Source organism: Dryocola boscaweniae, from assembly GCF_025215095.1.
In the GTDB taxonomy this organism is placed as follows: Bacteria; Pseudomonadota; Gammaproteobacteria; order Enterobacterales; family Enterobacteriaceae; genus Dryocola; species Dryocola boscaweniae.
In genome coordinates this window covers 171,267-192,801 of sequence record NZ_JALHAP010000079.1, presented here as the reverse complement: position 1 = coordinate 192,801, position 21,535 = coordinate 171,267, and the positions used below count along the sequence as shown (strand labels likewise).

Here is a 21,535-nt window from a genome sequence, read left to right as displayed (position 1 = left end):
TGGACGGCAGGTTGCAAGTACGCATCAGTGCCGATGCGCTCCGAAAGCGCCGAATCATAGCACAAAGGGCACGCCGATTAAGTCCGCGAAGTTGTAAAAGATATGTAATACCGGCCTTACAACAAGGGGCCAGGCGCTTTAGCGCCCGCCGCGAATCAGCCCGCCCATGCCGCGCCGTTCCATGAACGAAGCTACCTGATGACGAACTTCCGTTGCCAGTTGAGCTTCAAGGCTGCGCGCTGCCAGCAGCTTTGCTTCTTCAAGGTTTATGTGACGCAGCAGATATTTAACGCGCGCGACCGAGCGACCATTCATGGAAAGATGGCGATATCCCATCCCCACCAGCAACGCAACGCACATTGGGTCGCCCGCCATTTCACCGCACAGGCACAGGTCAATACCGTGGCGTTCGGCTTCGCTGGCGATATGTTGCAGTACGCGCAGCATCGCCGGATGCAGGCTGTCGTACAGGCTGGCTACACGAGTATTGTTGCGATCGACAGCCAGCAAATATTGCGTCAGGTCGTTAGTTCCGACAGAAATAAAATCAACCCGGCTGGCAAGGTGCCCCATCATAAAGACCATGGAAGGCACTTCTACCATCACCCCCAAACGGGGTTTTGGCAGCGCGTAACCCAGCACCTCTTCCACTTCACGCCCTGCTCTGTCGATAAGACGGCGCGCTTCGTCCACTTCATCCAGGCTTGTGATCATCGGCAGCAGGATACTTAAGTTACCTGTAGCCGCGTTCGCCCGCAGCATGGCGCGAACCTGTACCAGGAAGATCTCTGGCTGGTCGAGCGTGATACGGATCCCCCGCCAACCAAGGCAGGGGTTTTCTTCGCTGATTGGCATGTACGGTAGCTGTTTGTCAGCCCCCACATCGAGCGTACGCAGCGTTACTGGCTTCTCGTTGAACATCTGCAACATGCCCTGATATTGGGCAACCTGCTCTTCCTCAGAAGGGAAGCCGCTTTGCAGCATGAAGGGAATTTCGGTGCGGTAGAGCCCAATGCCGTCGATTCGGCTGCCGAGCTTTTCTTCATGCTCCGGGCTAAGTCCTGCGTTGAGCATGACCTGCACTCGCTCGCCGCTTTTCAGCGCCGCAGGCATTTCTACGTCGTCTTCCGCAAGGCGGCTTAGCTCGTTTTCTTCGCTGATAAGCCGCTGATATTCCTGCAGCAGCACCGGTTCAGGATCGACTAGCAGCTCGCCACGATAGCCATCCACCACCAGCGTGCGACGATGCAGCACCGAGGGCTGGATATCCGCTCCCATCACCGTCGGAATACCTAACGCACGCACCATAATGGCGGCATGGGAGTTTGCTGCGCCGTCGCGCACCACGACACCGGCAAGACGGCTTTGCGGCAGTTCCGCAAGCGTGGTCGCCGAAAGCTCATCGGCTACCAGAATAAAACGTTCCGGCCAGGTGTTTGGCCCCTGAATAGTGTCATCAAGGTGGAAAAGCAGGCGTTGCCCAAGCGTTCTCAGGTCGCCTGCCCGCTCTTTCAGATAGCCGTCCGACAGGCTGGCAAATTGTTCGGCAAACTTCTCGACGACCTTTTTGACCGCCCACTCTGCGACTGAGCCTTTATCCACTTCGCCGTACAATTCTCGGCGCAGGCGGGCATCGGTTAACAGGTGAGAGTAAAGATCGAAAATAGCGGCGGTTTCTTTCTGCGCGCCTGCCGCAAAACGTTTGCTGTAGCGACGAAATTCGTTTGCGGCTTCTTCAAGAGCTGCGGTGAGGCGTTCACGCTCGCGAGTGGTGTCGAGCGTTGATGCTTCAGATACCTGCTCCATAAGCGGGAGCGTGGAATCCATCCAGCCTTCGGCAATGGCAACGCCCGGCGATGCGGGAAGCGCGCGAATTCTCGTCTGGCGATACTGGCCAAACAAAGCTGCAAGCTGGGACTGGGAAAGAATGCCCGCCATTTGCGTGGCGAGGGTAACGAGGAAGGACTCTTCGCTTTCGTCGTACTGGCGGTGTTCACGTTGCTGGACGACCAGCACACCCAGCAACTGGCGTCGCTGGATGATAGGCACTCCGAGGAAAGCGCGGAAACGCTCCTCTTTTACCGCTGGCACGTATTTAAAGCTGGGGTGTTTCTGTGCATCCGCAAGGTTAATGGGTTCGGCAAGTCGCCCAACCAGCCCGACAATGCCTTCATCAAATGCGAGGGTAATGGTGCGTCCGCGCGGCTTTTTCAGCCCTTTCGTTGCCATCAGATAGTAGCAGCGGCGGTCGCTATCTGCGAGATAAACCGAGCAGACCTCGGTATCCATCGCAAGGCAGATATCCGTAACCAGGATATCCAGCGCCTCATTGAGGCGCGGGGCGCTGGCTACCTTTTCAACTATTTCTCGCAAACGGGTGAGCATTTTTTGCGTGACTTAACCTCTTTTACGTCGCCATGCAGGCGCGTTATTGCGTGGTGGCGTAACTTCCTGCAGCGGCATAACGACACTGGCAAACTCTTTCATCACCCGACGATAAACATCGCGTTTAAAGGAGACAACCTGACGCACTGGATACCAATAGCTCACCCAGCGCCAGCCATCAAACTCCGGGGTGCTGCTGGTCTGCATATTGATGTCGTTATCAGAGCTAATCAACTGCAAAAGAAACCATTTTTGTTTCTGGCCGATACAAACCGGCTTTGTGTCCCAACGCACCAAACGTTTCGGTAATTTGTAACGTAACCAGTTGCGGGTCGAGGCGAGGATACGGACATCTTTTCGCTGTAAACCAACTTCCTCAAAAAGCTCACGGTACATCGCCTGCTCAGGGGATTCGCCTGGATTGATGCCACCCTGCGGAAACTGCCAGGAGTGCTGACCAAAACGTCTGGCCCACATCACCTGCCCTTGCCGATTACAGATTACAATACCAACATTCGGGCGGTAGCCATCATCATCGATCACCGGACTACCTCAAATAAAACCTGGATTGCAGCGATTGTTTCATACAAGCCTCAGGCGGTAAACCACTCTTGATAGACAACCGTGACTAATAACATTTGAATAACTCACAAATTTAACCGGAGTTATAAACAGACACGGCGAATACCTCGCGATTTTATTCACTTTTTCTGTGGATATAACTGTGAAAAACTAGCCGATACTCTCGGGACAACTTCTTACAACTCAAAACAAGAACAATCTCACCAAGAGGAAAAATAATTATAATTCATATATATACCAATAAAAAAGCTGTTTAAAACTTTCATAGCGTGATGTATATCACACATAAGGATCGTTAGCTGATGAAAGATCGAACAATGATGTTTTTATCCACAGATTGTGCCAACAAGTTAGGCGCTATTCGTCGAAAAAATGTGTTTTGCCCCTCAGTCAAGGCTGTAAATGGAACCAGTAGTGTTGGTTTTCCTCAGTTATCCCATTTTTCTGTGGATAACCCGGTGTAAGATCCTGTTCATTGCCAGTGACCAGAATTGGAAAAGATTTTTTCACCTCGTTCAATATGCGTATATCCACTAAAAAAAGTATTAAAAATCATGTAATTGATATTCATGACCCCGGCACGTTAAACTATTTCAACTCTGTGGGTAAACCACGGTCATTTTTTAACCACATGGCAGCTATGCGTTATGCACCTATTACAACCCTTGCTTCATCCACCAGAAAATGAACAGATTTTGCTGGGCCAGGCTCAGCGCCTCGCGGGTTATACGCTCGGAGAACTGGCGGCCCTTGCGGGCCTTGCTATTCCTCCCGACCTGAAACGCGATAAAGGCTGGATCGGCATTCTGCTGGAGCTGTGGCTTGGCGCGAGCGCCGGGAGTAAACCAGAACAAGACTTCGCCGCCCTGGGCATTGAGCTAAAAACGATCCCGATAGATCAACAGGGTCGCCCGCTGGAAACGACTTTTGTCTGCGTCGCGCCCCTCACCGGCAATACGGGCGTGGTGTGGGAAACCAGCCACGTGCGTCACAAACTGAAACGGGTATTGTGGATCCCGGTAGAAGGCGAGCGACAAATCCCCCTTGCCGAGCGCCGCGTTGGCGCGCCGCTGTTGTGGGAGCCGTCAGAAGAAGAGGAACGTCAGCTAAGGCTCGACTGGGAAGAATTAATGGATTTGATCGTGCTCGGCCAGGTAGAACGTATTACCGCGCGTCACGGCGAGGTGCTGCAACTGCGCCCGAAAGCGGCCAACAGCAAAGCGCTCACCGAAGCCATAGGCACAAACGGCGAGCGGATCCTTACGCTGCCCCGGGGTTTTTATCTGAAAAAAAACTTCACCGCTCGGCTGCTGGCGCGTCATTTCCATCTGTAGCATCAATTAATTTGTACTCCCTTTCCGGCACGCGCTTATAATTAGCGTTTTCATTTTTTGGCAGGACTTTTTTGATGTTTGCATGGATCTCCGACCCCAATGCGTGGATGGCGTTAGGCACGCTGACGATTCTGGAAATCGTACTGGGTATCGACAATATTATTTTTCTTTCTCTGGTCGTTGCGAAGCTCCCGAAAGAGCAGCAGCAAAAAGCGCGTCGTCTTGGTTTAGGCGCTGCAATGTTAATGCGCCTGGCGCTGCTGGCCTCCATTGCGTGGGTTATTCGCTTAACGACGCCGCTGTTTACGGTCATGGACAACGAAATTTCGGCACGAGATTTAATTCTGCTGTTTGGAGGTCTGTTCCTTATCTGGAAAGCCAGTAAGGAGATTCACGAATCCATCGAAGGCGAAGAAGAAGGGCTGAAAACCAACGTCCACTCTTTCTTTGGCGCCATCGTACAAATCATGCTGCTGGATATTATTTTCAGCCTCGATTCGGTGATCACCGCCGTCGGCCTGTCCGACCATCTGTTTATCATGATGGCCGCCGTGATTATTGCCGTTGGGGTAATGATGTTTGCCGCACGCTCGATTGGCGATTTCGTTGACCGCCATCCATCGGTGAAAATGCTCGCTCTGGCCTTCCTGCTGCTGGTCGGCTTTACGTTAATTCTCGAAAGCTTCGATATTCATGTGCCGAAGGGTTACATCTATTTTGCGATGTTCTTCTCAATCGCAGTGGAAAGCCTCAACCTTATCCGCAACAAAAAAAATCCGCTCTAATCCGCAAGGGGAAGGCTTTAATGCTTTCCCCTGATTTATTTTAAGAATTCCCCGCTTATCCTCTCGCCTTTATAAAGTTATTACTAAACTATGTATGTCATTTCATTCCTGACGAGGCGAATAACGATGAAAAAATGGGCAGTTGTAATTTCCGCTATCGGGCTGGCATGCGCCGTTTCTGGCTGTAGCAGCGATTACGTGATGGCAACCAAAGATGGCCGCATGATTCTTACCGATGGCAAGCCGCAAATTGATGATGAAACCGGGCTGGTGAGCTATCGCGACCAGCAGGGCAACGAGATGCAAATCAACCGCGACGACGTTTCACAAATTATTGAACGTTAAACCCTGAAGGTCAGCGCCTCGCTGGCCTGAATACTTTTCTTACCTCCCCCTCTTTCGCTTTTGCTTTCCCTCTGCCATGTTAATAGTCCTTTTTTGTCGGGCGCTTGCCTGATGTGGTCTGCCAGAAGAATAAGGAAGCCGGTTATGCATTATCACCGTATCCCCCATAGCTCTCTTGAAATAAGCACGCTGGGCTTAGGAACCATGACTTTTGGTGAGCAAAACAGCGAAGCCGACGCCCATGAGCAGCTCGATTACGCCGTAAGCCAGGGCGTTAACCTGATTGACGTCGCGGAAATGTATCCGGTGCCGCCGCGCCCGGAAACGCAAGGCTTAACAGAAAGCTACGTAGGCAACTGGCTCAAACAGCGCGGCAACCGTGACAAGCTGGTTATCGCGTCCAAAGTTAGCGGACCAAGCCGCAACAACGATGCAGGGATCCGCCCGAACCAAATACTCGATCGAAGGAATATTCGTGACGCGCTGGATGCAAGCCTGAAGCGTTTGCAAACGGATTATCTCGATCTTTACCAGGTACACTGGCCGCAGCGAGCGACCAACTGCTTCGGCAAACTGGGTTATACCTGGACGGATAACGCGGTTCCCGTCACGCTGCTGGAAACGCTGGAAGCCCTGGCGGAGTTTCAACGCGCAGGAAAAATTCGCTATATCGGCGTATCGAACGAAACGCCGTGGGGCGTGATGCGCTATCTGCAACTGGCGGAAAAGCACGATTTGCCGCGCATTGTCACTATTCAGAACCCGTACAGCCTGGTGAACCGCAGCTTTGAAGTGGGACTTGCGGAAATAACCCAGCGCGAAGGCGTTGAACTGCTTGCCTATTCCTGCCTGGCTTTTGGCACGCTAACGGGAAAATACCTTAACGGCGCCAAACCTGCCGGTGCGCGTAATACGCTGTTTAGCCGCTTTACTCGCTATAGCGGCGAACAAACGCAACAGGCGGTTGCCGCCTATGTGGACGTGGCGAAACGCCATAGCCTGGACCCGGCGCAAATGGCCCTGGCGTTTGTGCGCCGTCAGCCGTTTGTCGCCAGCACGCTGCTGGGCGCAACGACGCTGGAACAGTTGAAAACAAACCTTGAAAGCCTGCATCTGAACCTAAGCGAAGAGGTGGTTGAAGAACTCGAAGCGGTACATCGCGTTTATACCTATCCTGCTCCTTAAGGCCATTATTGGCGGACGGCGTTTCGCTTATCTGCCCTACTTATCATTGAATTTGTAGGGCGGATAAGCGCATGCGCCATTGAGTTCTCATTTCTGCCGTATTTGCCAGACCCACAGGGCGCTAATCGCCAGCGCAAACACTACGCCAAAGCCGATGCCAATGCCGACAATCGGCGCGCCGGTTTTTACCGCCAGCGAGTACAGGCCGAGCATCAGCAGCATCGCGGTATTTTCGCCGAGGTTTTGCACCGCAATCGCATTACCGGCCCCTACGGTGCGCTTCCCGCGCTCCTGCAACAGCGCATTGAGCGGCACCACAAAGAAACCGCCAAGCACCCCAATCAGCATCAGCAATACGTAAGATGGCAGCAACGCGTGTTGCATCGCGAAGAACAGCACGCCAATACCGATCAAAACCCCGGCAGGCATGCAGCGCGCCACGGTTTCAAGCGTTACCAGCTTCGCCGCAGCCCCCGCACCAACCACAATGCCGACCGCAACCATGGCGTTCAGGTAAGTTGGCGTAGCGTTATCCGTTATCCCCAGTGCAACAGGCACCCATAGCACCAGCAGAAAACGAAGCGTCACGCCCGCGCCCCAGAACAGGCTTGTGCCAACGAGAGAAAAACGCGTTTCGCCGTTGCGCCATAACGTGCGGCAGGCGGTGAAGAAACTACGGGTCAACGGCATAAAGCGCCATGACTGACCGGGACGGGCCGGAGCGAGTTTTGGAATAAACATATTGGCTACCACCGCTCCCGCATAAACCAGCACGCAAACGCCCAGCGCAGCCAGAATATGCCAGTCGGCCAGCACGCCGCCCGCCATCGATCCCAATAAAATCGCGGCGATGGTTGAAGATTCCATGATGCCGTTGGCTTTTACCAGACGATCGCCGGTAGTTAATTCGCCAAGAATGCCGTATTTCGCCGGCGAGTAAGCTGCCGCGCCAATTCCCACCAGCGTATAGCCCACAAAGGGGTTCAGCCCCAGGCAGATAACTCCCGCGCCCACAAGCTTCAGACTGTTAGCAAACATCATCACTCGCCCTTTTGCGAAGCTGTCCGCAACTTGCCCAACGAACGGAGCAAAGAGAATGTATGCGCCGACAAATACCATTTGCAGCACCGGCTGGCTCCAGTCCGGATAAAACTGCTGCTTGAGCACCGCAAGCGTCGCGAACAGCAAAGCATTATCGCCAAAGGCGGACAGGAACTGCGCCGCCGTGACCGCTTTCATTCCTCGTGACCACAAAGAGGCATCGTTTAGCGCATTCTCATGCATCCTCTGCCTCCAGTTGCGCCTTCAGGGTAACAAAGTCCGGTTTACCGCTGCCCAGCACCGGCAACTGTTTAAGGAAGCGGATATCGCGCGGTACGGCCAGCTCAGGCACGCCATGTTCCCGGGCATAGCGCATTAGTTTTTCACGGTTCAGTTCGCTGTCGGTGGTGAACATCACCAGCGCCTCGCCTTTTGCCGCATCGTTCTTAATAACGGTTGCGTGCATTTTGTCCGGCGACACGCCCAGCGCCACTTGTTCCACCATCTCAAGCGACACCATTTCGCCTGCGATTTTGGCAAAGCGTTTAGCGCGCCCCTGAATAATGCAGAAGCCCTGATCGTCAAATTTCACGATATCGCCGGTGTCGTACCAGCCTTTTTCCATTTCACCCAACGCATTTTCCGCCGTGGGTACTTCAAGGACACCCGGATTTTCCACGCGCAGATAGCCGTTCATGATGTTCGGCCCTTTTAACTGCAGGCGGCCCCCTTCTTCAATGCCGGGCACGGCCATCAGGCGAGCGTCCATAGCAGGCAGAATGCGCCCAACGGTGCCCGGTTTCGCGGCCATCGGAACGTTAATTGATACCACCGGCGCGCATTCAGTTACGCCGTAGCCTTCCAGAATGCGCAGGCCGAATTTGTCCTGCCAAAGCTGTTTAGTGCTTTCCTGGAGTTTTTCGGCTCCCGCAACAACATAACGCAGGCGGAAAAAGTCATAAGGATTCGCGAAACGCGCGTAATTACCGAGGAACGTTGAAGTGCCAAACAGCACCGTGCAGTTGCGGTCATAAACCAGCTCAGGCACTACGCGGTAGTGCAGCGGGCTTGGATAAAGGAACACTTCCGCCCCGGTCAGCAGCGGGGTAAACAGGCCGACGGTCAGGCCGAAGGAGTGGAACAACGGCAGCGCCGACATAAAGCGGTCATTAGCGGTAAAGTCCGCAATGGTACGAATCTGTTCGACGTTCGCCAGCAGGCTTTTATGGCTGTGCACCACGCCTTTTGGATTGCCCTCGGAACCTGAGGTAAACAGCACCATCGCGGCATCTTCCGGCTTCTGTTTTACCTGTGCCAGATGCGGCACAAACAGATGGGCGAAGATCCACAGTTTATCGGCGGCAGTGACCTCTCCTTTAAGATCTTCCAGGAAGACCCAGCGCACCTGAGTAAGCTGCTCTGGCAAATGCCACAGCTTGCCTTTGTCGAGGAACTGGCGCGAGGTAAATACCGTTTTGATTTGCGCGGCGGTTATAGCGCTGGTCAGCCCTTTTATGCCCGCCGTGTAGTTCATCATCGCCGGGATACGGCCGCGGGACGATGCGCCAAAAATCACCGCCGCGCTGATAGCCGCGTTGGGCAACATCAGGCCGATGGTTTCGCCCGCTTTGCTGTATTTATTGAGGATCCGCCCGACAAACAGCGTTTTGGTCAGCAGCGCACGGTAAGTGTCCGGCTTGAAATTAATGTCTTCAATGCAGTTTTTACGTGAACCATAGCGGTAGCACGCGGCGAGCAAAGCTTCATACAGCGTTTCACGCGGGCGTACCGCCATGCGCGCTTCCATCATAATCTGATGCAGCATTTCACCCGCCATCTTGCGGCGGTCGCGGGCCCGCGGCGCATCCGGCATTGGAACGGAGGTCGGCGGCAGAATGTGCAGGGTGATGCGTGGGAACAGGCGCTGTTTGACCAGGCCTTTCAGGCGGCTAAAGAAGGTCAGCTCCGCACCGTTAATGCGCAGCGGGATCACCGTGGCGTTTGCTTTAGCGGCCACAAACCCCGCGCCTTCGTAGATTTTCATCAGCGAGCCGGTAACCGAGATTCGCCCTTCCGGGAAGATAACTACCGGGCGGCCTTGCTCTACCAGGCGCACCAGATGTTTAATCGACATCGGCTTTGTCGGATCAACCGGCACAAAATCGATAATAGATTTCAGCCAACGCATGTACCACTGCTGGCTAACGGAAGAGTAGACGGCAAAAACCGGGCGAATCGGCAAAAACAGCGCCAGCAGAATGCCATCGATAAAGGAGACATGGTTGGGAACAATCAGCACGCGCGGCAGATTGAGGGCATTCGTATCGCCAGACAAACGCACCCGAAAAAGCATGCGAAACAGCGCACGGAAGAAACCTAACAGCATATCAACTCCCTTTGTCGTTAATCGGCACAGACACTTAAGTGTAGTGGCTGAAGAGTACACGACTAGCTTTGAAGGAGCGAGTCCAGGCAAGCATACAAACTCTGAAAAAAAGCAAAAAAAAACCTGCGCATCTGCGCAGGTCGGTGCAAGAAGAATTGTACACACAGCGTACGAAGAATTCTCACCAATCAATACCTCTGGGATCTGAATTGTGGCGCAGGATGACAGGCCTAACCAGCGAGAAAACGAAAAGGAATGAGCGGAAGTGCAACCAGGTGTTTAAATTCTCGCTTCTTGTTACAGGTGAGGATCGTGAGGCAAAAAAAAACCTGCGCATCCGCGCAGGTTGGTGTAATTCTTGTGGTCAGCATCAGGCGCCGACACCACCTATCAATACCTCTGGGATCACAAATGTAGCAGCGGCTCAGCCGCTTACGCCATATGGAAATCGCAACAGCGCACTGCAAACTGTAAGCAAAAATTTTGCCGGAAATTATTAAAAATCCGCAACATGCTCAATTCTGCCGCTGCGTCTGAATTTCGACCGCCCAGGACATGTAACAATGGGACTCTTTTGCGAGGCATTTTGCTCAGGTTTGCGAGCGCAGTGACACTTGTCCCCTTGAAGTGGCAGGGCTTTTCCGTAACACTTAAGTTTGTGTAAACGTTTACCCAACCGGAATGTGACTTATGGCGACAATTAAGGATGTAGCTCGGCTTGCAGGTGTTTCTGTCGCCACGGTGTCCCGTGTGATTAACGACTCGCCAAAAGCCAGCGACGCTTCACGTCAGGCGGTGACCTGCGCGATGGAAGAGCTTAACTACCATCCCAACGCCAATGCCCGCGCATTAGCCCAACAGACAACCGAAACGATTGGCCTGATTGTGGGCGATGTCTCCGACCCCTTCTTTGGCGCCATGGTGAAAGCCGTTGAGCAAGTGGCCTATCGCACCGGCAACTTTCTGCTGATTGGCAACGGGTATCACAACGAACAAAAAGAGCGCCAGGCCATCGAACAACTGATTCGCCACCGCTGCGCCGCCCTGGTGGTACATGCCAAAAAAATTCCTGACAGCGAACTGATTTCCTTAATGAAACAGATGCCAGGCATGGTGCTTATTAATCGTACCCTGCCCGGCTTTGAACAGCGCTGCGTGGCGCTGGATGACCGCTATGGCGCCTGGCTTGCCACCCGTCATTTGATTCAGCAGGGCCATACAAAAATTGGCTACCTGTGCTCCAACCACACGATTTCCGATGCCGAAGATCGCCTGCAAGGTTATTACGACGCGCTAAAAGAGCACGGTATTCCGGTTAACGATCGTCTGGTGACCTTTGGCGAGCCGGATGAAAGCGGCGGCGAACAGGCCATGACCGAGCTGCTTGGGCGCGGAAAACATTTTTCTGCCGTCGCCTGTTATAACGACTCGATGGCTGCAGGGGCAATGGGCGTTCTGAACGACAACGGCATCGACGTACCGAAAGAGATCTCGCTGATTGGCTTTGATGATGTGCTGATTTCACGCTATGTGCGCCCGCGTCTCACTACCGTTCGTTACCCAATAATTACCATGGCGACCCAGGCCGCCGAGCTTGCGATGGCGCTTGCGGAAAACCGTCCGCTGCCCGAAACCACACACATTTTTAGCCCTACGCTCGTGCGCCGTCATTCGGTAGTTGCGCCAAGTGGTGAGTAGCCGACGTTGGGTATTGCACTGGCTTTTCATCATTCATTGTCTAAAAGCGTGATCCTCGTATGACAATTTACATGGCGAAGCGGTATGCCGGATCTTACCCTTCTGGCACCTGTGTTAGACTGCGATGAAAACTGCGGTATCGCGACGGAAGACTTAATCAGGAATGAATCGATGGTAACAATGCTGGATGTCTCGCTACGCGCAGGCGTTTCAAAAGCAACGGTATCTCGCGTGTTGAACGGCACCGGGCAGGTGAAAGAAAGCACCCGCGAACAGGTCTTTAAGGCTATGGAGGAGTTAGGGTACCGCCCTAATTTCCTGGCGCGTTCGCTTGCCAACCGCAGCAGTAACAGCGTGGGATTAGTGGTTTCAACCTTTGACGGATTCTACTTTGGCCGCCTGCTACAGCAGGCTTCCCGCCAGACCGAAGCCCATGGCAAGCAGCTAATCGTCACCGACGGGCACGACACCCCGCAAAAAGAGTTAGATGCGGTACAAATGCTGGTCGACAGACATTGCGACGCCATCGTGCTGTATACCCGCTTTATGTCTGAACGGGCGTTAATATCCTTGATGGGTTCCATTCGGGTACCGCTGGTGGTGATTAACCGCGATGTAACCCAGGCGCGGGAACGCTGCGTATTCTTCGAACAGCAGGATGCGGCATTTCAGGCTACCGAATATTTAATTCAGCAGGGCCATCGCGAAATAGCCTGTATCACGGTGCCGATTTCCACTCCAACCGGGCAGGCCCGTTTGATGGGCTACCGCAAGGCTTTGCAAAAGCACGGCATTCGCTTTAATGAAGAACGCGTAAAAAACGGCGATTCCACCATGACGGTAGGCCATCAACTTTGCCAGGAGTTGCTGGAAAGCCATGTGCCTTTTACCGCGCTGTTTGCCTGTAACGACGATATGGCGCTGGGCGCCTCAAAAGCCCTGCACCAGGCGGGTATGCGTATTCCGCAGGACGTTTCGCTGTTTGGTTTTGACGATGCGCCAAGCGCGCAGTGGCTCCAGCCTGCGTTGTCCACCGTCTATTTGCCGATTGATAATATGATAACTACCGCCATCGACCAGGCAATCAAACTGGCAAACGGCGAAGATCTTGAACCGATCCCGCCATTTGTCGGTACGCTGGTGCTGCGTGAATCCGTTGCGCCCGGCCCTTATTTCCGCAGCGGGCGCAAACCCTCAAAGTAGTTCCAGCGCGAGCAGTTCCTGAATAGTCTGACGGCGACGAATCAAACGCGCGGCCCCGTTATCAAACAGCACTTCCGGTAACAGCGGGCGGCTATTGTAATTTGAAGACATAGACGCGCCGTATGCTCCCGTATCATGCAGCACCAGATAATCACCGACTTTAACCGGCGGGAGCGCGCGAGTTTCCACTTTGCCGCCTTCCTGCTGGGTAAAGACATCCCCTGATTCACACAGTGGCCCGGCAACGACGGTATCGATCGGCGGCTGCGTGGATAAGTCGCGCCCGTCGCAGGCCATGGCTGAAATGTGGTGATAGCTGCCGTACATAGACGGGCGCATCAGATCGTTAAAACCGGCGTCGATCAACACGAAGTGGCGCGATCCCATGTCTTTTACGGAACGCACCTGGGCTACCAGCACGCCAGATTCCGCCACCAGAAAACGCCCCGGTTCAATTTCAAGTTTTACCGCATGACCAAGACGCCGGGCGATTTTGTCGCGAGCCGCGCTCCACAGGCCAAAATAGTGGCTGGTATCAATAGTCTCTTCGCCTTCTCGATAAGGAACAGATAAACCGCCGCCTGCGGAAATGGCCTCCAGATCCTGCCCAAAGTCGATAACCTGCTGCACCATCGCCCCGCAAACGCGCTCCAGATGGCCATAATCCACGCCCGAGCCGATATGCATATGAATGCCGACCAGATGCAGGTTGTAGCGTTGAATCATCTCCAGCGCCTGCGGCAGATCGGCATGCCAGATGCCGTGTTTGCTGTTTTCACCGCCGGTATTGGTTTTCTGGCTGTGACCGTGTCCAAAGCCCGGATTTACGCGCAGCCAGACGCGGTGTCCTGGAGAAACTTCGCCGAGCTGTTGCAGCATATCGACCGAGCCTGCGTTGACCGGTATTTTTTGCTCCGCCACCAGCCGTAGCGTGGCTTCATCGATCATATCGGCGGTAAACACGATATCGTCCGGGTTTTCCTGCGGGTTGAAGCCCGCCGCGAGCGCACGCTCAATTTCGCCCTGCGATACCGAATCCACCTTCACGCCCTGCTCGCGCATCAGACGCAGAATATGAATATTCGAGCACGCTTTCTGTGCAAAACGAATCACGTCGAACTGGCGCAACTGGGCAATCTGCCGGCGGATAATTTCCGCGTCATAAACCCACACCGGGCAGCCAAATTCAGCAGGCAGCGCCAGCAGGTTTTTCGCATTCAGCGCGGTGTCGGTTGTATTGAGTGGGCGTGGCATCGTTAGCTCCGGCAATAAATTATTTTGTTTATTACGCCACAGCCGAAGATGAAGAAAAAATATCGATTTCTCGCAAGTCTATTCACTTGTGATATACATTTGTATCATGACGGGTGCGTTTCGCTTAGCCGCCCATACGAATGTTAAAACGCCATAAAAGTCGAAAACCATGCCATCCGTAACGCTGCGCCATATCGAAATTTTTCATGCCGTGATGACCGCCGGAAACCTTACCGAAGCGGCAGGCCTGCTACATACCTCGCAGCCCACCGTCAGCCGTGAGCTGGCCCGCCTTGAAAAACTCATTGGTCTGCAACTCTTTGAGCGCAGCCGTGGGAGGCTGCATCCTACCGTTCAGGGGCTACGGCTTTTTGAAGAAGTGCAGCGTTCATGGTATGGGCTGGACAGGATCGTCAACGCAGCGGAAAGCCTGCGTGAATTCCGCCAGGGCGAGCTGTCTATCGCCTGCCTGCCGGTCTTCTCTCAGTCTTTCCTGCCGCTGCTGGTGCAGCCGTTTCTGGCGCGCTACCCGGAACTGAGCCTGAATATTGTGCCGCAGGAATCACCGCTTCTTGAGGAGTGGCTCTCAGCGCAACGCCACGATTTAGGGCTGACGGAAAATATCTCCACGCCCGCAGGTACGGAGCGCCAGACGCTGCTGACTTTAAATGAGGTTTGCGTGTTGCCTGCCGGACACCGCCTGGCCCATAAAGCAAAGCTGACGCCGCAGGATTTCGCCGGAGAAAATTACATTAGCCTGTCACGTACCGACAGCTATCGGCAGCTTCTTGATGCGCTCTTTCAGGAGCACGATGTTAAGCGCAGGATGGTGGTGGAAACCCACAGCGCGGCCTCGGTTTGCGCGATGGTACGAGCGGGGGCGGGCGTTTCGGTAGTCAATCCGCTTACGGCGCTGGATTACGCCTCAAGCGGCGTAGTCGCCCGGCGTTTCAGCGTGGCGGTGCCTTTTACCGTGAGCCTGATTCGCCCCCTGCACCGCCCCGCCTCCGCGCTGGTCAGCGCCTTTAGCGAGCATCTGCATGACAACATGCATATTTATAGCGACCCGCTAAATGCGCTGCTCGACGCCTGATTTACTGCTCGGTCGCCGGTTGGTGATGTCCGGTGCCGTTGCTGAAGTTAATCAGGCAGATTATCAGCCCAATCACCGCGAGGCCCGCGGCTGCCACCGGCACGGCGGTTAAACCATAACCGCGCGCGATAACCATACCGCCCACCCACGCCCCCAGTGCATTGCCCACGTTAAAGGCGGCGATATTGAGCGTAGAAACCAGATTTGGCGCATCTTTGCCGTGCAGCACCACGTTGATTTGCAGCGCCGGCACGGTAGCGAACGCCGCCATCGACCACAAGAACAGCGTAATTTCAGCAAGCCACATGCCGTGGCTCGTCCAGCGGAACAGCAGCGAGAAAATGGCGATAAACGTAAAGCTCAGCATCAGGCTGACAGAGACTTTCCAGTCGGCCAGACGCCCGCCCAGAATATTCCCCACCGTAAGCCCCGCGCCCATCAGGAATAGCGTCCAGCTCACGCCCTGATGCGTAATCCCGGTTACCTGCAACAGCATTGGCGCCACGTAGCTAAACAGCGCAAACATTGCTGCGGCAAAGAAGACCGTCATCGACAAAGAAAGCCACAGTTTGCCGTTGCCCAGCGCGCTGACTTCGCGCCTTAAATCCGTGGGCGTCTCATCTTTTTGCGAAGGCAGGCTGATAATCAGCGCAATAAATGCAATCACGCCGATCGCCGCCACGCCCCAAAAAGTCGAGCGCCAGCCGTACATTTGCCCAAACCAGGTGCCAATCGGCACGCCGAGCACGTTGGCAAGGGTCAGGCCGGTAAACATCAGCGCAACTGCCGAGGCTTTGCGATTCGGGGCGACAAGGCTTGCCGCCACCACGGCGCCGATACCGAAAAATGCCCCGTGGCAAAGCGCGGTGATAATACGCGCCAGCATGAGGAAGTTATAAGAGATAGCCACGGCGCATAGCAGGTTGCCGATGATAAAAATCACCATCAACAGCACGAGCGAGAGCTTGCGCGGCAGTCGGGCCGTTAACAGAGCCATGATCGGCGCACCGATGGCCACGCCGAGCGCGTAGCCGCTGATGAGCCAGCCGGCGGTAGGAATCGAAATATGAAGATCGCCGGCCACATCGGGCAGCAGACCCATAATGACAAACTCCGTCGTGCCGATGGCAAAGGCACTCATCGCCAGCGCCAGTAAGGAAACAGGCATGGAATAACTCCCGGGTACAAATTTGACAAAAGGCGGGAGAGCATGGGCTCAGCCGCCAGATTTGTGGGAATGTCAGAGGTGCAGCTTATTGAAATATGTGCGCTGCTTAACAAATTTATAACACAGAATGCGCCGGGGATGACCCGACGCGCCGTGAGGATAAGGTTTTTTGCCGCTTAATTCTTTGAAATAGCAGAGAAAAAATTATCGTTCATCAAGCATGAAATTGACCGCATCCTCGGCGTGGATTGCAGCAGTATCAAACACGGGCAGCGGGCAATCCTGTTGTCGCAGCAACAGGCCTATCTCCGTGCAGCCGAAAATCACACCCTGCGCGCCCTGCTGCTTAAGGTCTTCGATAACCTGCTGGTAATAGCGTCTGGATGCCGCGGTGATTTTCCCCAGGCACAGCTCTTCAAAAATAATCTGGTTGATACGCAGGCGCTGCGGCTCATTGGGGATCAGTGATTCAATGCCGAATTCCGCGTGCAGGCGACCACGATAAAAATCCTGCTCCATTGTGTAACGCGTGCCCAACAGCGCCACCCTGGTTGCGCCCTGCGCGGTAATCGCCCTGCCGGTTGCATCTGCAATGTGCAAAAACGGCAAACCGCAGCGTGATTCAATGTGGTTCGCCACTTTGTGCATGGTATTCGTGCACAGCACAATGCCTTCCGCGCCCGCTTTTTGTAGCCCCAGCGCCGCATCCGCCAGCATCTCGCCCGCTTTGTCCCATTCCCCGCTGGACTGGCAGGCTTCAATTTCATGGAAGTCCACGCTGTGCAGGAGGATCTTCGCCGAGTGCAGCCCGCCCAGACGCGCCTTCACGCCTTCATTTATCAGGCGATAATAAGGAAGAGTAGATTCCCAGCTCATGCCGCCAATCAGGCCTATCGTTTTCATTATTTGTCACCTTGTCATCGTTATTCCCCGGTTATAGCAGAGGTTTGTCGAACAATGAAAGCGTGATCGCCGCAGCAATTATCACCGGCGAGCTATCGCAAATATCTTTTTCGCGATACGATTATAAAAATGAAACAATGTTTCACTTAGATAAGGATCTGCGAATGTTTACCTTTTTTAAAGACACCACCCTGGACTCTCTCGGCGCAGGCGTGAGCCGCCGCATTCTGGCGCACGGCGGCCAAATGATGGCGGTACAAGTTAACTTCGAAACGGGCGCTGTGGGTCCGATGCACAATCATCCCCACGAGCAGTTGACTTACGTACTGTCCGGCGAGTTTGAGTTCACCATCGGCGATGAAGTCCACACGGTAAAAGCGGGTGATACGCTGTATAAAGAGCCCCACGTGATGCACGGCTGCGTATGCCTGGCCGCCGGCACGCTGCTGGATACCTTCACGCCAATTCGCGAAGATTTTCTGAAGTAGGCTACAAACGACAGCGGCTCCAAAAGGAGCCGTTATATAAGGAATAAACCGGCCTTAGATAATCTTTTCCATCTCCAGAGGATTTTCCATCTCCATGCGGCTACCTATGGCATGTCGCATCAGCACCGTACCCGATGCAACAATCAAACCCAGAAACGCCGCAAGTACGATAATTAAGGACCTGCGCGGACCATCTTTTTTCACCGGCAATGAAGGCTGCATCTGATATTTATACGGCGTGAAGTTCACATCGCCAACGTTAAGAGTGGCCAATTGGGTAAGCAGATGTTCACGGTTCTGCATTGATGCGTTCAGCTCAGCGACGTCTTTAATGGACTGCTCAATTTTGAGCTTTTCAGCTAAACCATCGGCACCCAGCGCGACAGAATAATCAGGGTCGTCTTTCACCGCCTGGCCGTTGCTGTAAACGGGTTTTTTTATCCCGGCAGCATTTGCCACCTGCAAGGAGTAGCCCAGACGCTGCACGTTAATATTATGCTGATTTTCCAGCATCGTGCGATCCAACTGCAGCTTGTCTTTCTCAAAGGCAATTTTTAGCTCAACCGCATTTTTCAAATCCTGCAGCACATCCTTTTTCACCTCAGCGGTAATAAACTGAATGTAATTTTCCAGCACCTGTTGGGCGTCGCCCGCATCCGGCGCGACAAAACTCAGGGTCCAGGAAGAGTATGGCGCGTTGTCTGTCTTTTTCAGGTCTATGTTGTTGAGGGATTTGAATTTTTCCGAAACGCTGATAATCGCTCGGTGCAGCTCGCTGTTATCAACTTCCTGATTGTTCAACAGCGCCTGCACGTAAGGAGACTGAGCGAGGAATTGCTCACGTAGCGTCTGGGAATCGAACTTTTTCAAAAACATATTGTAGATAGTGCCCGCTTCAACCTTCGCGCCCACGCCAAGCACCGTCATATTGATCATCGCGCGGCGCAGCTCAATCATCTGCTCGTTTTCAGGCGCGGTGATAATCGCCTGGCTGGTCCACTTTTGGGGCAGCAGGAAACTCGCCGCAAGGCCCGCCAGAATAAAGACAAACGTGATGGCAACAATTTGCTTTCTGGCGGCGAATAATGTCGCCAACAGATTCAGTAAATCTATCTCTTCACGCGCAGGGGACAGCATTTTATAAGAAGAAGCGCTTTCTAACTGACTGGGTTTTACTTCGATAGAAGACATAACTGGCCGCTTAAAAGTTGATGGAAAAATGATCTACGCCAGATGCCGGACACGAAAAAACGCTTTCGTGCGACAACCTCAGAACAAGCAATAACGGGACGTTTATGAACAAGGGATATGCAGCACATCATTTTCCTTGTGAATATCACTTTTGATTGCAAAGCATTGTCTGAAAGGCACTTTTTACAAGGTAATCGCTACTGCCAGCGCGCTTACATATGCTTACGGTTGGTTAAAAAGTGCCTGAGGAGAGGCTCCATTATTCCCAAGATTTGTCTTAAAAACAACTACCATCTCTTGCAGTTTTAGAACTTTCCTATATTCAGGAATTTGCCTGGTTTTGGGCCAAAATCCCCACTCACTTCAAATAATCGAAACGGCGTTTCGACTCCGATCACATTTCCATCATTTATTGAATGACGCCGTTACAAATAGTAATAAGATGAATTAAAACGCTGTTTTATAAATCAGGAACCGCGGTTTGTTAGTTAATGAAACCCAAAGAAATAGCGTGAGTAACAACTGACATAGATTTATTTACGTTATTGAAATAACTGGGTTATTTAATTCTCGAAAAGTTGCGTAGCGCGCCAGAAATATTACCCGCGTTTTCCGGGAACAGGAAACGATGTGTTTTCACAACGAATTTGTAACAACTGTTTTTTAAACCATTGGATGCCAGGTAGGTATGTATGAATGAAAACAAGATGTTGGGACTGGCGTGGATATCGCCCTATATAATAGGGCTTCTTGTCTTTACCGCCTTCCCGTTTGTTTCATCTTTCTTCCTCAGTTTTACTGAGTACGACTTGATGAACCCGCCGGTTTTCACCGGTATTGAAAACTATCGCTACATGTTGACCGAGGATTCGCTGTTCTGGAAATCCATGGGCGTGACTTTCGCGTACGTGTTTTTAACCATCCCTCTAAAACTTGCTTTTGCCCTTGGCATCGCATTTGTTCTTAACTTCAAGCTGCGCGGCATTGGTTTCTTCCGTACTGCTTATTACATCCCTTCTATTCTCGGCAGCTCCGTGGCTATCGCCGTGCTGTGGCGCGCTCTGTTCGCCATCGACGGCCTGCTCAATAGCTTTATTGGCGTGTTCGGTCTTGACCCGGTGAACTGGCTGGGCGAGCCGTCTCTGGCGCTGATGTCCGTAACCTTGCTCCGCGTATGGCAGTTTGGCTCCGCCATGGTTATCTTCCTCGCCGCGCTGCAAAACGTACCGCAATCCCAGTACGAAGCGGCGATGATCGACGGCGCGTCCAAATGGCAAATGTTCACGAAAGTCACCGTGCCGCTGATTACGCCGGTTATCTTCTTCAACTTCATTATGCAAACGACTCAGGCGTTCCAGGAGTTTACCGCGCCGTACATTATTACCGGCGGCGGCCCGACTCACTATACCTACCTCTTCTCGCTTTATATCTACGACACGGCGTTCAAATACTTCGAAATGGGTTATGGCGCAGCGCTGGCGTGGGTTCTGTTCCTGGTCGTGGCGGTCTTTGCCTCCATCGCCTTTAAGTCATCGAAATATTGGGTGTTCTACTCTGCCGATAAGGGAGGCAAAAATGGCTGATATTCAACAAAGCCAGTTACCGGCAAGCAACGCTGCGGACCTTGCTGAACAGGAAGTCCAGCGCACTTTGCGTCGTGAAAAAATTAGCCGCGTCATCCGTTATGTCATTCTTTTAGCGGTCGGTTTGCTGATGCTTTATCCGCTGGTATGGATGTTTTCGGCATCCTTTAAACCGAACCATGAAATCTTTACCACGCTCGGCCTGTGGCCTGCGCATCCAACCAGCGACGGCTTCGTCAACGGCTGGAAAACCGGTACCGAGTACACCTTCGGTCATTACATGTGGAACACGTTCCAGTACGTCATTCCGAAAGTGATTTTAACCATTATCTCTTCAACGATTGTGGCTTATGGCTTTGCCCGCTTTGAGATCCCGTTTAAGAAGTTTTGGTTCGCCACGCTGATTACCACCATGTTGCTGCCAAGCACCGTGCTGTTAATCCCTCAGTACCTGATGTTCCGTGAAATGGGCATGCTGAACAGCTATCTGCCGCTCTATTTACCGCTGGCATTCGCGACCCAGGGGTTCTTTGTTTTCATGCTGATCCAGTTCTTGCGTGGCGTGCCGCGCGATATGGAAGAAGCCGCCCAGATTGATGGCTGCAACTCCTTCCAGGTGCTGTGGTACGTGGTGGTGCCAATCCTCAAACCGGCCATTATCTCCGTCGCCCTGTTCCAGTTCATGTGGTCAATGAACGACTTTATCGGGCCGCTGATTTACGTCTACAGCGTGGATAAATACCCGATTGCACTGGCGCTCAAGATGTCTATCGACGTCACCGAAGGCGCACCGTGGAACGAAATTCTGGCAATGGCGAGCATCTCCATTCTGCCGTCGATCATCATCTTCTTCCTGGCTCAACGCTACTTCGTACAAGGCGTGACCAGCAGCGGAATTAAAGGTTAAGTGA

General features: G+C 53.2%; 18 protein-coding genes. 10 read left to right on the top strand and 8 right to left on the bottom strand.

The window, feature by feature from the left end; genetic code table 11:
- Nucleotides 1–138: 138 nt before the first annotated feature.
- Complete coding sequence (ptsP, locus tag MUA00_RS13375; protein ID WP_271123531.1) at nt 139–2,385, bottom strand: phosphoenolpyruvate--protein phosphotransferase; 2,247 nt, start codon at nt 2,383–2,385, stop codon at nt 139–141.
- 12 nt (nt 2,386–2,397) lie between these two features.
- Entirely contained in the window at nt 2,398–2,928 is a 531-nt protein-coding gene (gene rppH, locus MUA00_RS13370) for an RNA pyrophosphohydrolase (protein ID WP_034498067.1), read from the bottom strand.
- Between the two features lie 686 nt (nt 2,929–3,614).
- Between rppH and mutH the strand changes: the two genes are divergently transcribed.
- From mutH to MUA00_RS13350, 4 genes are all read left to right on the top strand, one after another.
- Entirely contained in the window at nt 3,615–4,301 is a 687-nt protein-coding gene (mutH, locus tag MUA00_RS13365; RefSeq protein ID WP_271123530.1) for a DNA mismatch repair endonuclease MutH, read from the top strand.
- A 71-nt stretch (nt 4,302–4,372) separates the two neighbouring features.
- Nucleotides 4,373–5,086, top strand: a complete 714-nt coding sequence (locus tag MUA00_RS13360) for a TerC family protein (protein ID WP_271123529.1) — start codon at nt 4,373–4,375, stop codon at nt 5,084–5,086.
- Nucleotides 5,087–5,212: 126 nt separating this feature from the next.
- Nucleotides 5,213–5,431, top strand: coding sequence for a YgdI/YgdR family lipoprotein (locus MUA00_RS13355; RefSeq protein ID WP_271123528.1), 219 nt, complete (start codon nt 5,213–5,215; stop codon nt 5,429–5,431).
- A 144-nt stretch (nt 5,432–5,575) separates the two neighbouring features.
- Nucleotides 5,576–6,616: an NADP(H)-dependent aldo-keto reductase gene (locus MUA00_RS13350; RefSeq protein WP_271123527.1), complete on the top strand. Its 1,041-nt coding sequence runs from the start codon at nt 5,576–5,578 to the stop codon at nt 6,614–6,616.
- 87 nt (nt 6,617–6,703) lie between these two features.
- Here the strand turns inward: MUA00_RS13350 and lplT are convergent, their stop codons facing one another.
- The gene (gene lplT, locus MUA00_RS13345; RefSeq protein WP_271123526.1) at nt 6,704–7,900 is read right to left on the bottom strand and encodes a lysophospholipid transporter LplT; all 1,197 of its coding nucleotides are present in this window, start codon (nt 7,898–7,900) and stop codon (nt 6,704–6,706) included.
- On the bottom strand, nt 7,893–10,043 hold the full coding sequence (aas, locus tag MUA00_RS13340) for a bifunctional acyl-ACP--phospholipid O-acyltransferase/long-chain-fatty-acid--ACP ligase (RefSeq protein WP_271123525.1): 2,151 nt from the start codon (nt 10,041–10,043) through the stop codon (nt 7,893–7,895). Before aas ends, lplT begins: the two co-directional genes overlap by 8 nt.
- A gap of 690 nt (nt 10,044–10,733) precedes the next feature.
- Between aas and galR the strand changes: the two genes are divergently transcribed.
- Complete coding sequence (gene galR, locus MUA00_RS13335; protein WP_271123524.1) at nt 10,734–11,741, top strand: HTH-type transcriptional regulator GalR; 1,008 nt, start codon at nt 10,734–10,736, stop codon at nt 11,739–11,741.
- A gap of 171 nt (nt 11,742–11,912) precedes the next feature.
- Complete coding sequence (locus MUA00_RS13330) at nt 11,913–12,944, top strand: LacI family DNA-binding transcriptional regulator (protein ID WP_271123523.1); 1,032 nt, start codon at nt 11,913–11,915, stop codon at nt 12,942–12,944.
- On the opposite strand, the gene lysA is transcribed toward MUA00_RS13330, so the two are convergent.
- On the bottom strand, nt 12,936–14,198 hold the full coding sequence (gene lysA / locus MUA00_RS13325) for a diaminopimelate decarboxylase (protein ID WP_271123522.1): 1,263 nt from the start codon (nt 14,196–14,198) through the stop codon (nt 12,936–12,938). The genes MUA00_RS13330 and lysA overlap by 9 nt on opposite strands.
- A gap of 169 nt (nt 14,199–14,367) precedes the next feature.
- On the opposite strand from lysA, the gene MUA00_RS13320 reads away from it, so the two are divergent.
- A complete protein-coding gene (locus MUA00_RS13320; protein ID WP_271123521.1) occupies nt 14,368–15,291 on the top strand; it encodes a LysR family transcriptional regulator in 924 nt (307 codons plus the stop codon).
- A gap of 1 nt (nt 15,292) precedes the next feature.
- On the opposite strand, the gene MUA00_RS13315 is transcribed toward MUA00_RS13320, so the two are convergent.
- Both MUA00_RS13315 and MUA00_RS13310 read right to left on the bottom strand, forming a co-directional pair.
- Nucleotides 15,293–16,459, bottom strand: a complete 1,167-nt coding sequence (locus tag MUA00_RS13315; RefSeq protein WP_271123520.1) for an MFS transporter — start codon at nt 16,457–16,459, stop codon at nt 15,293–15,295.
- A gap of 204 nt (nt 16,460–16,663) precedes the next feature.
- On the bottom strand, nt 16,664–17,362 hold the full coding sequence (locus MUA00_RS13310) for an aspartate/glutamate racemase (RefSeq protein ID WP_271123519.1): 699 nt from the start codon (nt 17,360–17,362) through the stop codon (nt 16,664–16,666).
- 164 nt (nt 17,363–17,526) lie between these two features.
- On the opposite strand from MUA00_RS13310, the gene MUA00_RS13305 reads away from it, so the two are divergent.
- Nucleotides 17,527–17,850 carry a cupin domain-containing protein gene (locus MUA00_RS13305; RefSeq protein WP_271123518.1) on the top strand — a complete coding sequence of 108 codons (324 nt, stop codon included), beginning with the start codon at nt 17,527–17,529 and terminating at the stop codon, nt 17,848–17,850.
- Nucleotides 17,851–17,904: 54 nt separating this feature from the next.
- Here MUA00_RS13305 and wzz(fepE) read toward each other — a convergent pair whose 3' ends face one another.
- Complete coding sequence (gene wzz(fepE) / locus MUA00_RS13300; protein ID WP_271123517.1) at nt 17,905–19,041, bottom strand: LPS O-antigen length regulator Wzz(fepE); 1,137 nt, start codon at nt 19,039–19,041, stop codon at nt 17,905–17,907.
- Between the two features lie 692 nt (nt 19,042–19,733).
- Between wzz(fepE) and MUA00_RS13295 the strand changes: the two genes are divergently transcribed.
- Nucleotides 19,734–20,624, top strand: a complete 891-nt coding sequence (locus tag MUA00_RS13295; protein WP_271123516.1) for a carbohydrate ABC transporter permease — start codon at nt 19,734–19,736, stop codon at nt 20,622–20,624.
- Nucleotides 20,617–21,531, top strand: a complete 915-nt coding sequence (locus MUA00_RS13290; protein WP_271123515.1) for a carbohydrate ABC transporter permease — start codon at nt 20,617–20,619, stop codon at nt 21,529–21,531. Before MUA00_RS13295 ends, MUA00_RS13290 begins: the two co-directional genes overlap by 8 nt.
- Nucleotides 21,532–21,535 lie beyond the last annotated feature (4 nt).